Source organism: Micromonospora sp. WMMD1219 (assembly GCF_049315215.1).
In the GTDB taxonomy this organism is placed as follows: domain Bacteria; phylum Actinomycetota; class Actinomycetes; order Mycobacteriales; family Micromonosporaceae; genus Micromonospora; species Micromonospora tulbaghiae.
Genome location: NZ_CP186057.1, coordinates 6,324,613 through 6,340,099 on the forward strand (window position 1 = coordinate 6,324,613; position 15,487 = coordinate 6,340,099).

12 protein-coding genes are annotated in these 15,487 nt (G+C 72.8%); 8 read left to right on the forward strand and 4 right to left on the reverse strand.

All coding sequences use genetic code 11. From position 1 onward, the window contains the following. Positions 1-26: 26 nt before the first annotated feature. The gene (locus tag ACN27C_RS29565) at positions 27-1,289 is read right to left on the reverse strand and encodes a nucleotide sugar dehydrogenase (RefSeq protein WP_422749500.1); all 1,263 of its coding nucleotides are present in this window, start codon (positions 1,287-1,289) and stop codon (positions 27-29) included. Between the two features lie 171 nt (positions 1,290-1,460). Here ACN27C_RS29565 and ACN27C_RS29570 point away from each other — a divergent pair, with 171 nt between their 5' ends. Further along, positions 1,461-3,950 (forward strand): Tex family protein, encoded by a 2,490-nt coding sequence (locus tag ACN27C_RS29570; protein WP_422749502.1) that lies wholly within the window; start codon positions 1,461-1,463, stop codon positions 3,948-3,950. A gap of 97 nt (positions 3,951-4,047) precedes the next feature. Here the strand turns inward: ACN27C_RS29570 and ACN27C_RS29575 are convergent, their stop codons facing one another. After that, the gene (locus ACN27C_RS29575) at positions 4,048-5,058 is read right to left on the reverse strand and encodes a DUF389 domain-containing protein (protein ID WP_422749504.1); all 1,011 of its coding nucleotides are present in this window, start codon (positions 5,056-5,058) and stop codon (positions 4,048-4,050) included. A gap of 144 nt (positions 5,059-5,202) precedes the next feature. Here ACN27C_RS29575 and ACN27C_RS29580 point away from each other — a divergent pair, with 144 nt between their 5' ends. The 7 genes from ACN27C_RS29580 to ACN27C_RS29610 all read left to right on the forward strand — a co-directional run bounded on the left by ACN27C_RS29580 (position 5,203) and on the right by ACN27C_RS29610 (position 13,479). After that, positions 5,203-5,637, forward strand: a complete 435-nt coding sequence (locus ACN27C_RS29580) for a hypothetical protein (protein ID WP_357828111.1) — start codon at positions 5,203-5,205, stop codon at positions 5,635-5,637. Between the two features lie 112 nt (positions 5,638-5,749). Next, positions 5,750-6,838: a GNAT family N-acetyltransferase gene (locus ACN27C_RS29585; protein WP_422749506.1), complete on the forward strand. Its 1,089-nt coding sequence runs from the start codon at positions 5,750-5,752 to the stop codon at positions 6,836-6,838. Between the two features lie 197 nt (positions 6,839-7,035). Then, positions 7,036-8,202 carry a DegT/DnrJ/EryC1/StrS family aminotransferase gene (locus ACN27C_RS29590; protein ID WP_422749508.1) on the forward strand — a complete coding sequence of 389 codons (1,167 nt, stop codon included), beginning with the start codon at positions 7,036-7,038 and terminating at the stop codon, positions 8,200-8,202. Between the two features lie 226 nt (positions 8,203-8,428). Further along, positions 8,429-9,676: an O-antigen polymerase gene (locus ACN27C_RS29595; protein ID WP_422749510.1), complete on the forward strand. Its 1,248-nt coding sequence runs from the start codon at positions 8,429-8,431 to the stop codon at positions 9,674-9,676. Positions 9,677-9,686: 10 nt separating this feature from the next. Then, positions 9,687-10,931 (forward strand): glycosyltransferase family 4 protein, encoded by a 1,245-nt coding sequence (locus ACN27C_RS29600; protein ID WP_422749512.1) that lies wholly within the window; start codon positions 9,687-9,689, stop codon positions 10,929-10,931. 29 nt (positions 10,932-10,960) lie between these two features. After that, entirely contained in the window at positions 10,961-12,190 is a 1,230-nt protein-coding gene (locus ACN27C_RS29605; RefSeq protein WP_422749514.1) for a glycosyltransferase, read from the forward strand. Beyond that, positions 12,187-13,479, forward strand: coding sequence for a lipopolysaccharide biosynthesis protein (locus ACN27C_RS29610; protein ID WP_422749516.1), 1,293 nt, complete (start codon positions 12,187-12,189; stop codon positions 13,477-13,479). The genes ACN27C_RS29605 and ACN27C_RS29610 overlap by 4 nt, the downstream gene beginning before the upstream one ends. Here ACN27C_RS29610 and ACN27C_RS29615 read toward each other — a convergent pair. After that, entirely contained in the window at positions 13,433-14,404 is a 972-nt protein-coding gene (locus ACN27C_RS29615) for an NAD-dependent epimerase/dehydratase family protein (protein ID WP_422749518.1), read from the reverse strand. The genes ACN27C_RS29610 and ACN27C_RS29615 overlap by 47 nt on opposite strands. A gap of 21 nt (positions 14,405-14,425) precedes the next feature. Then, on the reverse strand, positions 14,426-15,391 hold the full coding sequence (locus tag ACN27C_RS29620) for an NAD-dependent epimerase/dehydratase family protein (RefSeq protein ID WP_422749520.1): 966 nt from the start codon (positions 15,389-15,391) through the stop codon (positions 14,426-14,428). Positions 15,392-15,487 lie beyond the last annotated feature (96 nt).

Genomic DNA, 15,487 nt, shown 5'->3' on the forward strand with positions numbered 1-15,487 from the left:
CCGGCAGCGGGCCGCGCAGGGTGTGCCTAGAGGCGCTCCACCACCGGACCGGAGCACCGGTTACGGGCGTCGAAGACGTAGCGGGCCCGCCGGGACACCATCTCGTAGTCGAAGACGTCGTGGTCGGTCGTGACGACCACGGCGTCGGCCGCGTCGACCTCCTGCTCGGTCAGCGGCACGACGAGCACGCCACCGGGGATCTGGTGCGCCTCGGCGTACGGCTCGGCGGCGCGGACGTCCGCACCGAGGTCGCACAGCCGCCGGGCGACGTCCACCGCCGGTGAGTCCCGCATGTCCCCAGTGTTCTTCTTGTACGCCAGGCCGAGCATCAGCAGGCGCGCGCCGTTGACGGCACGACCGGTGCGGTTCAGGCCGGCCATCACCCGCTGCGCCACGTGCTCGGGCATCTCGTGGTTGACGTCGTTGGCCAGCTCGATGAACCGAAACTGACGGCCCAGGCGCCGCTTGACCTGCCAGGACAGGTAGCAGGGGTCGATCGGCAGGCAGTGGCCGCCGACACCCGGGCCGGGCCGGAACGGCATGAACCCGAACGGCTTGGTCTCCGCGGCGTCGATCGCCTGCCAGACGTCGATGCCGAGGTGGTGGGAGAGCACCGTGAGCTCGTTGATCAGACCCAGGTTCACCTGACGGAACGTGTTCTCGATCAGCTTGGTCAGCTCCGCGACCCGGGTGGAGGACACCGGGACGGTCCGGTCCACGATCCGGCGGTAGAACCCGTCCACCCGCTCCAGCGAGGGCTCGTCCACGCCGGCGACCACCTTCGGCGTGTTCTCCAGCCGCCAGGTCGGGTTGCCGGGGTCGATGCGTTCCGGGCTGTACCCGAGGTGGAAGTCGCCCGGCGCGTGCAACCCGCTGGCCGATTCCAGCAGCGGACGCAGCAGCTCCTCGGTCGTGCCCGGGTACGTCGTCGACTCCAGCACCACTGTGCTGCCCGGCCGCACGTACGGGCCGATGCCCCGGCCGGCCTGCTCCACGTAGCTGAGGTCCGGCGTGCCGTCGCGCAGCGGAGTGGGCACCGTGATCACGCAGACGTCGAAGCCCTCGGCGTCGGCGTACTCGGTGGTCGGCAGGTAGCGGTCGCTGCCGAGCGCCCGGCCCAGCCGGTCGGCGGGGATGTCCTCCACGAAGGACTCACCGGAGGCGAGCCGCTTGACCCGGTCGGCGTCGACGTCCAGGCCGACCACGTCGAAGCCGGCCTCGACGGCCCGCATGGCCAGCGGAAGACCGACGTACCCCTGACCGATGACGACCACTTTCTCAGCGCTCACCCGGGCTCCAGACAACCGTAGGAAATCACCTGATTGGAGGCTAGAGGGGTTTCTGAGACCGGAAGTCCGTTTTCGGGATATCGGTCCGGCCCGCCGTGCGGCCGGTGCGGCGCGTGCGGCGGCAACGGGCAGAATGCACGACGGAACCCACCCGAGAAGGCGGATCAGATCGTGACCCAGTCTGTGCACCAGCGGATCGCCGAGGAACTCGGCGTCGCCGAACGGCAGGTGCGGGCAGCAGTCGAGCTGCTCGACGGCGGCGCCACAGTGCCGTTCATCGCCCGCTACCGCAAGGAGGCCACCGGCCTGCTCGACGACGCGCAGCTGCGCACGCTGGAGGAGCGGCTGCGCTACCTGCGCGAGCTGGACGAGCGGCGCGCGGCGGTGCTGGAGTCGATCCGGAGCCAGGGCAAGCTGGACGAGGCGCTGGAGGCGCAGATCCTCGCCGCCGACTCGAAGTCCCGCCTGGAGGACATCTACCTGCCCTACAAGCCGAAGCGGCGTACCCGCGCGCAGATCGCCCGCGAGGCCGGGCTGGAGCCGCTCGCGGACACGCTCCTGGCCGATCCGGCCCAGGACCCGAAGACGGTCGCCGCCGGGTTCGCCGACCCGGACAGGGGCGTCGCGGACGCCGCCGCCGCACTGGACGGGGCGCGGGCCATCCTGATCGAGCGTTTCGCCGAGGACGCCGACCTGATCGGCACGCTGCGCGAGCAGATGTGGTCGCGGGGCCGGCTGGTTTCCCGGGTACGCGACGGCCAGGAGACCGCCGGCGCGAAGTTCGCCGACTACTTCGACTTCGCCGAGCCGTACCCGAAGCTGCCCTCGCACCGCATCCTCGCCATGTTCCGGGGCGAGAAGGAGGGTGTGCTGGAGCTGACCATGGACCCGGAGGCCGAGGGCGACGCCGACGCGACCCCCGGACCCAGCCGCTACGAGGCGGCCGTGGCCGGCCGGTTCGGCATCAGCGACCAGGGGCGGCCCGCCGACCGGTGGCTGGCCGACACGGTGCGCTGGGCCTGGCGTACCCGGATCCTGATCCACCTGGGCGCGGACCTGCGGATGCGGCTGTGGCAGGCGGCCGAGGAGGAGGCCGTGCGGGTCTTCGCCACCAACCTGCGTGACCTGCTGCTGGCCGCGCCGGCGGGCGCGCGGGTGACGATGGGCCTCGACCCGGGCCTGCGCACCGGCGTGAAGGTGGCGGTGGTCGACGCCACCGGCAAGGTGGTCGCCACCGACACGATCTACCCGCACGAGCCGCGCCGGCAGTGGGACGCCTCGCTGCACACGCTCGCCACGCTCGCCGCCGCGCACGGCGTCGAGCTGGTCGCGATCGGCAACGGCACCGCCAGCCGGGAGACCGACAAGCTGGCCGGTGACCTGATCAAGCGGCACCCGGAGCTGAAGCTGACCAAGGTGGTGGTCTCCGAGGCCGGCGCGTCGGTCTACTCCGCGTCCGCGTACGCCTCCCAGGAGCTGCCCGGTCTGGACGTGTCGCTGCGCGGCGCGGTGTCGATCGCCCGCCGACTCCAGGACCCGCTGGCCGAGCTGGTGAAGATCGACCCGCGGTCGATCGGCGTCGGGCAGTACCAGCACGACCTGTCCGAGGTGAAGCTGTCCCGCTCGCTCGACGCGGTGGTCGAGGACTGCGTCAACGCGGTCGGCGTCGACGTCAACACCGCCTCCGCGCCGCTGCTCACCCGGGTCTCCGGCATCGGCGCCGGGCTGGCCGAGAACATCGTGCTGCACCGCGACGCCAACGGGCCGTTCCGCACCCGGACCGAGCTGAAGAAGGTGCCGCGGCTCGGGCCGAAGGCGTTCGAGCAGTGCGCCGGCTTCCTGCGCATCCCCGGTGGCGACGACCCGCTGGACTCCTCCAGCGTGCACCCGGAGGCGTACCCGGTGGTGCGCCGCATCCTCTCCTCCACCGGGCAGGATCTGCGCGCGCTGATCGGCAGGTCTGCCATCCTGCGCGGCCTGCGCGCGACCGACTTCGTCGACGACACGTTCGGCCTGCCCACCGTCACCGACATCCTGGCCGAACTGGAGAAGCCCGGCCGTGACCCACGCCCGGAGTTCCGCACGGCGACGTTCGTCGAGGGCGTGGAGAAGATCAGCGACCTGACGCCGGGCATGGTGCTGGAGGGCGTGGTGACGAACGTGGCCGCGTTCGGCGCGTTCGTCGACGTGGGCGTGCACCAGGACGGCCTGGTGCACGTCTCGGCCATGTCGCACACCTTCGTCAAGGACCCGCGCGACGTGGTCAAGTCCGGCGACGTGGTCAAGGTGCGGGTGCTCGACGTGGACGTGCCGCGCAAGCGGATCTCGCTGACGCTGCGGCTCGACGACGAGGCGCCGGCCGGTGGCCGTCCCGCGGCCGGGGGCCCGGGCGGCGAGGAGCGCGGCGGCCGGCGCGGTGGCGGGCAGCGCGGTGACGGTGGCGGGCAGCGCGGTGACGGTGGCGGGCAGCGCGGTGACGGCGGCGGGCAGCGGGGTGACCGCGGCGGGCAGCGCGGCGACGCCGGCGCCCGGCGTGGCGGCCAGGGTGAGCGGGGCGGCTCGCGCGGTGGTCCGTCGCAGCGGCAGGGACGCGGCGGGGGATCGGCGGCGCCGGTCAACGACGCCATGGCGGAGGCGCTGCGCCGGGCCGGCCTGGCCTGACGGCGGCGGCCGCCGGCCGGGCTGACGTCACGAACGCGTCAGTTCGACCGGCGGCCGCTGGATCGGCCCGGGTGCACGCCGCCCGGGTCGCGCCGTCTCACCCGGCGTCGCGGCGCGGGCGGCGGTCGCTCCGGGCGGACGCCGGGTCACGGTCGGCCCGCTGCCGGGGCACCGGCCGCCCGGCCCGCCGCGCCACACGCCGCCACCAGGAGCGCTGGACCAGCAGCGTGAGCAGACCGGCCAGCACGATGGCGGCCAGGTTGACGACCAGCTGGAGCGCGGAACCGGCCGCCTCGTGCCAGACGCCGTACGCGGCGGCGACCGCCACGTTCGCGGCCGCCGGCACTGTGGTCACCGAGATCAGGACGCCGACCAGGGAGCCGGACTTCTTCGAGGTCAGCGACAGCATCCCGGCGATGCCGGCGAGCAGGCCGACCACCCACGACAGGGCGTCCGGGCGCCAGATGAAGTCGGTCAGCGGCCGCTCGGCCAGCAGCATCTCCCGGCTCACCAGACCGGCCGCGTCCAAGGCCCAGGTGCTGACCACGGTGGCGAGCATCGCCGCCACGAAGCCGACGACGAGCGCCTGCACCGACCGGACGACGACACCCCCCTTGCCGCGCAGCAGCGCCACGCAGAGCGCCGCGAGCGGCCCGAACTCCGGGCCGACGACCATCGCGCCGACGATGAGGATGGGCTGGTCGAGCAGCACCCCGATACCGGCGATCATGGTGGCGACGACGATCAGCGCCAGGAAGATGCCGGTGAGCACCGTCTGCTCGCCCGTCTTCGCGGCGACCTCGTCCCAGATCAGGGCGTCGTCACCGTGGCCCGGGGCCGCCTCGGCGGCCCGGTCCGCGGCGGCCGAGAGGGTCAGCTCCACGTCGTCGGCGGCGATCGCCCCGCGCGCCTCGACCCCCATCTCCCGCAGCCGGCGCAGGACGCCGTCGGCGCTCTCCCGGACCACGTCACAGGTGATGTAGTCGCCGGCCGGCTGACGGGCCGCGCCCGGCAACACCACCAGGTGGGTCACGCCGGGGTCCGCGGCCAGCAGGTCGGCGATCTCGGACGAGCGGTCCGCTGGTGAGATCACCCGGATGTGCAGCACGGACCAGGCTCCTCGACTGTCGCGACGGACGTCAGCACTCTAGACGATCCGCGCCGGGGCGGCAGGGCGTCGCGCAACGGCCCGGCGCGCCCGCCAGGAGCGGCCGGGTCGGGCGGGCGCGGCTGTGGGCGTACCCTCGCGGTCGTGGGTGCCGACGACGACGAGCGGTGGCGGGAACGGCGACGCCACGCGGTGCGGGCGCACGCCGAGGCCGACGCCCGGCAGCGCGCCGCGGAGCAGGCCGAGGCCGCGGAGCTGGTCGCCCGGTTCGCGGCCGACGCCGCCCGGCGGGGCCTGCGCACCGAGCGGCTCGCGGCCACGCCCTACAGCGGACGGGGCCGCTACCGGACCCCGCTGGTCGGCTGGTACGTGGACCGGGCGCGGAGCCGGGCCGTGGACACCGAGGGCCGGTACTACCTGCTCACCGTGCCGGCCGGACTGCGCGCCCGGCTGCTCGGCGCCCGGCCCGAGCCGTCCACGCCGTCACTCGTCATCGGCCGCGGCGGGCGCGACGGGGAGTCCCTTCCACTGTCGGCGCTGCTCAGCACGCGCCTCGAAGCGGGCGACGACTGGCCCTGAGGCCGCCCGGCCACCTGTCGACACCGTCCCGGCCGATCCTCGTTACCCAGAACGGACGACGCGTGGCCGGCCGCCATCGGGGCGGCCGTGTCCAGGCGACGGGGGAGCGCAGATGCGACTGGAGATCCTGGACGCCCGCAGACCGGCCGACGACGAGCGCTGGCGCGCTCTGCACCGGGACTGGGACCGGCGGGAGGTCTTCGCCCACCCGGCCTACCTCCGGTTGTTCGCCGGACCGCAGGACGAGCCACTGGCCGCGTACGCCCGGACCGAGCACGGCTTCGTGCTGTACCCGTTCCTGCTCCGCCCGGTCGACGCGCCGCACCTCGCCGGGCCCGGGCGGCGGTACCGGGACGTCGTCAACGCGTACGGCTACGGGGGTGCCTTCGCCGAGGGCGCGACGGAACTCGACGCGAAGGAGTTCTGGGAGGCGTTCGACGCCTGGTGCGGGTCGCGTCAGGTCGTCTCCGAGGTCACCCGGCTCACGCTGTTCGACGAGGGTCGGCTGCCCGCGCCGGGACCGGTCCGGCAGAAGCTGGTGAACGTGGTCCGCGACCTGCGCACCGGCGAAGAGGAGATGTGGCGCGAGTTCGACCACAAGGTCCGCAAGAACGTCAACAAGGCCCGCCGTAACGGCGTCACGGTCGTGGTCGATCTCGACGGCGGGCGCCTCGACGACTTCCTGGGCATCTACGAACGCACGATGGACCGGCGAGCCGCGGCGAGCGGCTACTACTTCCCCCGCGAGTTCTTCGAGCGGATCGTCGAGGAACTGCCCGGCCAGTTCGCCTTCTTCCACGCCGTGCACGAGGGGCGCGTCGTCTCGACCGAGCTGGTGCTGGTCTCCACGCTCAACCTGTACTCGTACCTCGGCGGAACCGACGAGGCGGCGTTCGACCTGCGGCCCAACGATCTGCTCAAGTTCGAGATCTGCCGGTGGGGGCGCGCCCAGGGGCGGATCCGGTTCGTCCTGGGCGGCGGGTACGCCCCCGACGACGGCATCTTCCGGTACAAGCGCGCCTTCGCACCGAACGGTCTGGTCCCGTTCCACCTCGGCACGCGGGTGCTCGACGAGCCGGCGTACCGGCGGCTGTCGGCGGCGCACCGGCAGGAGGGATCCCGGCGGGATCCGGCCTGGTCCGCGGCCTCGGACTACTTCCCCGAATACCGGTGCCCGCTGCCCGAGCCCGCCGGGCCGTGAGGCGTCGACCGCAGTCGGCCGGCACACCGTAACGGCCGCCACGGTCGGCGCGTTGAACCAGTCGGTCCCGACTCGACGGACCAGGTCGCAGCGGCGCGACGATCAGGTCCGCGCGTGCGTCCCGTTTCCCTGCGCGTCGCCGGGTGACACCCACACTTCCATCGGAGACCAGCACCGTGGCACAGGACTACTCACTGATGGCTCGACCCGCCCATCAGCAGGACGGCACGAGTGTCCCCAGACGGATCTATCTCTCCCCGCCGGACGTCGGTCCGGCCGAGGAGGCGTCCATCCTGGCGGCGGTCCGTTCGGGCTGGGTCGCGCCGGACGGGCCCGACCTGGCTGCGTTCGAACGCGAGCTGGCGGACCGGGTGGGCAGCGGCCACGCCGTCGGCGTGAGCTCCGGGACCGCCGCCCTGCACCTGGCGCTGACGGTGATCGGAGCCGGGCCCGGCTCCGTCGTGGTGGTGCCCACCATGACGTTCGTGGCGACCGCCAACGTGGTGCGGTACACCGGGGCCGAGCCGGTCTTCGTGGACTGTGACGCCGCAACCGGGCACCTCGACCCCGAGCTGCTGCCGCCGCTGCTGCGCCGGCTGCGGGAGCAGGGCCGCCGGGTGGCAGCCGTGATGACGGTCGACCTGAACGGCGGCTGCGCGGACTACGACCGCATCCTGCCCGTCTGCGCGGACTTCGACGTCCCGCTGGTCGAGGACTCCGCACAGGCGCTCGGCGCGTCCTGGCGCGGCCGCAACGCCGGCACGTTCGGCCGGCTGGGTGTCTTCTCGTTCAACGGCAACAAGGTCATGACGACCTCGAGCGGCGGGATGCTCGTCTCCGACGACGGCGACCTGATCGACCGGGCACGCCACCTGGCGACCCAGGCCAGAGAACCGGTCGCGCACTACGAACACCGGCAGATCGGCTACAACTACCGGCTGAGCAATCTGCTCGCCGCGCTCGGGCGGGCACAGCTACGGCGGCTGAACGGCATGATCGAGCGTCGCCGGGCGATACGGGAGCGGTACGCCAAGTTCTTCGCCGCGGTTCCCGGCACCCGGATCCTCGGCGACGGCGACCCCGGGTCGAACTGCTGGCTCACCACCCTCGTCGTCGACCCCGCCCGGGCCGGGTGGCGGGCCGACGAGCTGGCCGCGCACCTGGCCCGGCACGACATCGAGACGCGTCCGATGTTCAAGCCCATGCACCAGCAGCCCGTCCATCTCGGGCACGAGGCGGCCCTGACCGGGGCGGCGGACCGTCTCTTCGCCACCGGCGTCACTCTGCCCAGCGGGTCGACCCTGGTCGGTGCGGACGCGGACCGGCTCTTCGGCGCGCTCGACGAATTCCTCGCCGCACGCTGACGGCCGGAGAAACGCATCCGAAAGTGATTCGAGAGCGACCGCGGAACGATTGACCTGCGGGCCGGTTACGGCACCGTCCGAGTCAATGCGATAAACGTAATCGCCGCCCATGGGAGACCTTTCCTGCTAGACATTTGAATGCAGCCGGCACGCATGTGGAGCGAAATGCGCTTTCGCCCCCGGCCGCTTCCGGCCCGGAGTGTCCGTACACCGATTTGGAGTCTCCGTGGAGCTGAGCACCACCACCGCGGTATGGCTGACCCTCGCGGCCAGCCTGGCGATGCTGCTGGCCCTGTTCCTCCGGTCCGGTCGCACCGATCTCCTGCCCTATGTCTTCGCCTATCTCGCCTTCTTCGGCCTGGGACCGGCGATCAACTACGCCCTCGGCAACGAGATCTACATCGGCATCGCCACCGACAAGATCCCGGCCGCCTGCCTCATGCTGCTGCTGGCGCTCGGCGGTGTGGCGCTCGTCGGTCTGCTCATGCCCATCCGGGACCGGCTGCCGGACCTGACCGCGCTCGGCCGGATACCACGCGAGAACCCGGTGCTTCCGGTGGTGCTCTACGCGCTGGCGGCGTACACCCTCGCCATCCTGGTCACCCGCGGCCCGGCGATGCTGGCCGCGGACAAGTTCGGACGGATCGAACTGGCCGGTCCGCTGCACACCCGCTACCTGGTCGTCCAGATGTGCGCCTGCTCCATCTACTTCCTGGCCCGGGCGGTGCGCCCGGCCCGGATCGCCTACTGGGTGAACCTCGGCCTCTACGTGCTCTACTGCCTGGCCACCAGCGAACGGGACTTCCTCTTCGTCCTCTTCGCCGTCGTGCTGCACGTCCTGTTGCTGCAACGGCGACGGATCTCGCCGAAGTTCGGCATCGCCGGCGTCGCGTTCGTCCTGGCCGCCACCTATCTCAGCGCCGTTCGCAGCGGGGACGCGCTGAACCTCAGCAAGGTCCTCAACGAGGGCTCGACCCTCTTCGTGGACACCTTCGTCCTGACGAACGCGGCCGACAGCCTGCGACTGTGGCCCGGCGAGAGCTATCTCAACGGTTTCCTCACCGCGATGCCGTCGGCGCTGGTCCCGGAACGGCCGATGCTCATGTCCTGGCTGGTCGACGCCTGGCTGCCGGGCTCGTCGTCGGGTTTCGGCTTCTCGCTGACCGCGGAGGCGTACGCCAACTTCGGGTACCTCGGCGTACCCGTCGTCTTCGCCGCGCTGACCCTCGGGCACCGGCTGCTCTTCTTCCGCGCCGCGCAGGGCCACGTCTACGCCTACGCGAGCATCCTCTACACGATCAGCTGGATGTACGGGTTCCGCGGGGAGAGCGCCAGCCTGCTCGCCACTCTCCTGCACGGCATCGCCTTCTACACCGTCATCTGGCTCGGCTCGTTGAAGGGCCGCTCCGTCCAGCCGACCGCGCGCCCCGAGGTGCGCGTCCCGCACGGCCACCTGGCTCCCGCAGACCGATAGGACATCGCGCGTGAGGCTCACCATCACCGAGGAGTGCCGGTACGTCCGCACTCCGGACAACCGATTCTGGGTGGACTTCGGCACCGGCTACGCGCTCTGGGCGCGATACCTGGCGGCCTTCGACGAGGTGCGGGTGGTGGCCCGGGCGCGGGACGTACCGGAGATCCCGCCGAACGCGGTCCGGGTCGACGGCGACGGCGTGACAGTGGCGCCCCTCCCCCACTACCTCGGGCCGCAGGAGTACCTGCGACGCCTGCCCCGCATCGACCGGGCCGTCCGCCGGATCGCCGCGGACGCGGAGGCGGTGCTGCTGCGGGCGCCGTCGTCGATCGCCACGCTGATGCACCGGCACATCACCCGGCGCGGTCTCGCCTACGCCATGGAGGTCATCGGCGATCCGTACGCGGTATTCGCCCCCGGGGTGATCGAGCATCCGCTGCGCCCCTTCCTACGGGTGTGGAGCACCCGCAACCTCCGGCGTCAGTGCCGGGCCGCCGTCGCGGTGTCGTACGAGACGAACCGCTCGCTCCAGGAGCGGTATCCCACCCGGCCGGGGGCGCTGTCCATCGGCCTCAGCTCGGTGAACCTGCCGCCGGCGGCGTTCGTGCGGGAGCCCCGCCCGGCCCGGCTGCCGGCCGGGCCGGTGACCCTCGTGTCGGTCGGTTCCCTCGAACAGCTCTACAAGGGCATCGACACGCTCATCGAGGCGATCTCGCTGCTGCGCGCCTCGGCCCCGCCGGTACGGCATGTGCACATCGGTCCCGGGCGCTGCCAGCCGGTGCTGGAGGATCTGGCCACCCGGCTCGGGGTCCGTGACCGGATCACGTTCGCCGGCCTGATCACCGATGTCGAGGCGCTGCGCCGGCACCTCGACGCCGCGGACCTGTTCGTCATGCCGTCCCGGACCGAGGGCCTGCCCCGGGCTCTGATCGAGGCGATGGCCCGCGGGCTGCCGGCCATCGGCTCCCGTGTCGGTGGCATACCCGAACTGCTGCCACCGGAGATGCTTGTCGCTCCGGACGACCCCGACGGCCTCGCCAACGCCATCCGCCGCGCCCTCGCCGACCCCGACGCCATGGCTGCCGCCTCGCGTCGCAACCTGGCGGTCGCCCGCGAGTTCGCCGCGGACCGGCTGACGCCGCGGCGCAGCGAGTTCTACCGGGCGGCCCGGGACCTGATGGCGGAGCGCCGCCCGCTGCCGCAGTCCGCCGCCCCCGCCGTGGAGGCCGTCCAGCAGGAGAACCGCCCGGTATGAGAACCGGCCGGCCCGACACGGGAGAGACGATGTCCAGCGCGAGCCACAGCGACCCGGCGACGACGAGCACGTTCGGCGTATCGGCCCCCCGGCCTCCGGACATCCGCGTGGTGCGGGTTCTCGGCGCGTTCGACATCGGCGGCGCCGAGCAGCGCACCATCGAACTGCTGCCCCGGCTCGCGGCCTCCGGGGTGCGGACGTCCTTCGTCACGCTCAGCGGCGTCAAGGGTGCGCGCGGCGAGGAGGTGGAGCGCCTCGGCTCACGGATCCACCCGATCCGGCTCGACCGCCGGTTCCCGGTCCGCTTCTACCGGCTGCTTCGGGAGATCCGTCCGCACGCCGTGCACTCGGACGTCGCGACGTTCTCCGGTTTCGTGCTGTTCCTCGCCGCGCTGGCGCGGGTGCCGATCCGGATCGCGCACTTCCGGTCCGACCGCGACGGACATCCGGACAGCCTGCGCCGCCGGTTGCAGCGGGGCGTGATGGTGCGGCTCATCCACCTCTGCGCGACTGACGTGCTCGGCGTCGCCCCCGGCGCTCTCACCTCGTGCTACCGGCCGTCGTGGGAGACCGACCCACGGTGCCGGGTGCTGCCCAACGGTCTCGACCTGGCCCGCCTGCACCGCCGGTCGACGCTGCGGCTCCGCGACGAGATCGGCGCCGTCCCGGACGACCTGGTCTGCGTGGTGATCGGCCGTCCGCACCCGCTCAAACGGCGGTCGATGGTGCCGTCGATCGTCGCCGCGTTGCGCGAACGCGGGATCAGTTGCCGGGTCGTGTTCGTGGGCCCGTACGACGACCGGGACGACGACGCCCTCCGGCAGGCCGCCGCCCGGCACGACGTGCTCGACCGGATGCACCTGGTGGGTCCACGGGCGGACGTCGGCGAGTTCCTGGCCCAAGCCGACCTCCTGCTGCAACCCTCCGCGCTCGAAGGTCTGCCCGGCACGGTCCTGGAGGCCAGGGCCGTCGGCACCCCGGTGGTCGCGTCCGACCTGCCCGGCGCGCGGTTCATCGACGACCAGCTCGCCGGTGTCGCCCTGGTCCCGGTCGACGCCGACGCCGAACAGTGGGCGGACGCCGTACGCCGCCTGGACCTCGTGCCGGGACGGCGGAGAGGCGGACAGCGGGCGCTGGCGGCCTTCCGGGACAGCGTCTTCACCATGGAACGGTCGGTCGAGCAGCATCTGGCCATCTACGGCCGCGACACCGTGACGCCGCGCGGCGGAGCGGACCGCCCGGCGGTGCCCACCGGATGAGCCGCCGCCACCTGGGCACGATCGTCCTGCTGACCGGTGCCAACGGCGTCGCCGCGCTGAGCAGCAGCGGCGTCGCCGTCCTCGCCACCCTGGCGCTGGGGCCGGCCGACCGGGGCGTCATGGTGCTGGTCCTCACGGTCGCCGGCGTGGTGATGCTGGTCGGCCGCCTGGGCTGCGGCACCGCCATGCGTGCGCAGTTGCCGCAGGCGGCCTCCCGGCACCGCCGGGACGAACTGCTCTCCGCGTACTGCTGGATGACAGTGGTGGCGGCGGTCTGCACCGGAGTGGCCGCCGCCGCCGCGGTTCGCCTCTCCGCGCCGCTGCTCGGCCCCGCGCTGACCGACGTCCGGCTGCTCGCCGCGGTCGCGCTCGGCGGCGCCGCCAACATCGCGCTCGACCAGCTCACCGATCTCCGGTTCGCGGACGGGGACTTCCGCCGGGGCGCGATGTGGAACATCGCCGCCACCACCGCCGGCCTGATCGGGATCGCCGTCGCTGTCGCCGTCTCGGCGCAGGTGTGGCTCCTCCTGATGTGCCAGGCCACCGCGCTGCTCGCGGTGGCGGTGACGCAGTGGACGCTGGTACACGGCCAAGGGCTGGCGAGGTTCGCCCGGGCTCGCCGGCGGGACGTCACCGGGCTGATCCGGATGGGCGCGCCGTCGCTGGGGTTCTCCCTCGGGACGAGCTTCCTCCAGCGGGCCGACCGCTACCTGCTCGGTGTCCTCGTCGGTCCCGGCGCGGTGGGCATCTACGCGCTGGCCGCGACGCTGAGCAGTGTGGTCGGTCTCCTTCCGGCCGCCATCGGACAGTTGTCGCAGCGGCAGGCCGCGCAGCGCGACGGCAATCCCTGGCCGGTCCGCGCGATCGGCTACACGCTGCTCGCGACGCTCGTCAGCGGCGCCGTCATCGCGGCCGGCGGCTGGCTGCTCGTGGTGCCCGTCTTCGGCGCGGAGTTCGGGTCCGCCCGCCCGTTGATCGTGCCGCTCCTGATCGCCGAGTTGTGCCTGGCGCCGTTCGGCATCGCGAGCCGGGCGCTGCTCGGCACCGGGGGCACGAAACAGGCCGCCGGAGTCGGTCTGCTCGCCGCCGTGGCGTCAGTCGCCTGCTACGGCCTCGCGATCTCCCGCTGGGGAACGATGGGCGCGGCGACCGCCTCGATCGCGCTGTACGCGCTGCTCTCCGTGGTCGTCCTGGTCGTCCTGCGGGTACGGCTCAACCGGCGGGCCCGCGTGGCGGCGCCTCTCACCGCACCGGCGCCGACGGCGGAACTGGTGCCGGACGCGCGCTGACCGTCACGTCGCGGCGGGCTCCGGAGCCGGCCGCGACGTGGGAGCGGGCGGCCCACAGCGCGGCCAGCGACTCACCGAGCGGGTATCTCGGGGACCAGCCGAGGGCGTCGGCGATCCGGCTGATGTCGGCGCACATCCACGGCACCGCCGCCGACCGGTCCGCAGTCGGCGACCGGAGCCCGTCGACGAAGCGTCCGGTGAACCCGGCATGGTGCGCCAGCATCTCGACCGCCTCCCGGGTGGCGACCGCCTGTCCACTGCCCACGTTGTAGATCGACCCCGGCAGCCGTCCGGCGCTGAGCACCGCCAGCACCGCCTCGGCCACGTCCCGGACGTCGACGAAGTCGCGGTAGGAGTCGTTGAGCCCCAGCTCGATCCGCCGGTCCCCCCGTGCGAGCGCCACCTGGAGCAGCTCGGCGGCCCGCCCCAGCACATTGCCGCTGGTCGAGCCGGGCCCGACGGGGTTGAAGACCCGCAGCACCACCGCGTCGACCCGGCCACTGGCGGCGGCCAGGCGCACGAGGTCGGTCGCGGCCAGCTGGCTGATCCCGTAGTCGCTCACCGGCCGGGCCGGATCGGCCTCCGCCGCGACCGCGCCGTGCGGGACGACCCCGTACTCGGCCGCCGAGCCGATCCGGACCAGCCGCACGCCCGGCGAGACCTCGGCCACGCAGTCGATCAGCTTGGCGGTGATCAGAGTGTGCGACTCGACGAACTGCGCACTGGTCCCGGCGATCCGGCCGGCGCAGTTGACCACCGCGTCGGGTCGTACCCGGCGCAGGAACGCGGTCAGCCGCGACCGGTCCGCCGCGACGAGGTCGCACTCCCGGCGGCTGGGCGCGACGACGGTGAAGTGCTCCGCGAGGACCGCCTCGACCGCCCGGCCGAGGAAGCCGGACGCGCCGAACAGCAGGATCCTGCCCATGAGGCTCCGATCGGGTCGGGATCAGCCGGACGTGCCGGACCCGACGGGCTCGTCGACCCGAAGCGACCGGAACCACTCGACCGTAGCCCGCAGCCCGTCGGCGAAGGGGGTCGGCGACGCGGTCGGGAACAGCTCACGCAGTCGTGTGTGGTCGGCCTGGGACTCGCGTACGTCACCGGGCCGGGCCGGCACGTGCACGACCTCCAACGGCCGGCCCAGAACGGTCTCCAGTTCGGCGATGAGGTCGAGCAGGGAGATGCGCGCGCCGAACGCGAGGTTCACCACGTCCGGGGACGCCACCTGCCGCAGGACGGCGTCCACGATCACCGAGGTCACGCTGCCCACGTAGGTGAAGTCCCGGGACTGCCGCCCGTCGCCGTGCACCTGCAACGGCCGGTTCTCCAGGGCTGCGGTGACGAACCGCGGGACCACTGCCGCGTACACGTGGTTCGCCGCCTGCCGGGGGCCGAAGACGTTGAAGAAGCGGAACGGCAGGACCGCCATGCCGTAGCAGTTGGCGAACGCGATGCCGTACGCCTCGGTGGCCAGCTTCGACACCGCGTACGGGCTGACCGGCATGGGCCGCAGGCCCTCCTGGCGCGGCAGCACCGGGTTGGCGCCGTACACCGAGGACGAGGAGGCCAGCACGCACTGCGGGACGCCGTTGCGGTGGGCGGCGTCGAGGACCGTCAGGGTGCCGGTGGCGTTCGCGTGGTGGCTGCGCAGCGGGTCGTCGATGGAGCGGGGCACCGAGCCGAGGGCGCCGAGGTGGACCACGCTCGACGCGCCGCTCATCGCGCGGTCGAGCAGCGCAGGGTCCAGCACGGTGCCGATCAGCACCTCGGCCGGCAGCCCGCGCAGGTTCTCCATCGACCCGGTGGAGAGGTCGTCGACGACGACGATCTCGGCGACCCGGCCCGTTTCCGACAGGGCCCGCACCAGGTTGGAACCGATGAAACCGGCGCCTCCCGTGACGACGACTCTCACGTGCGCTCCTACCGCTCGCCGGTGCTCTCTCCGCAGGGCCAACGAGAGAATCCGACGTTGGTTACTAAACACCACAAAGCTCGTTGCCCTGGGTGG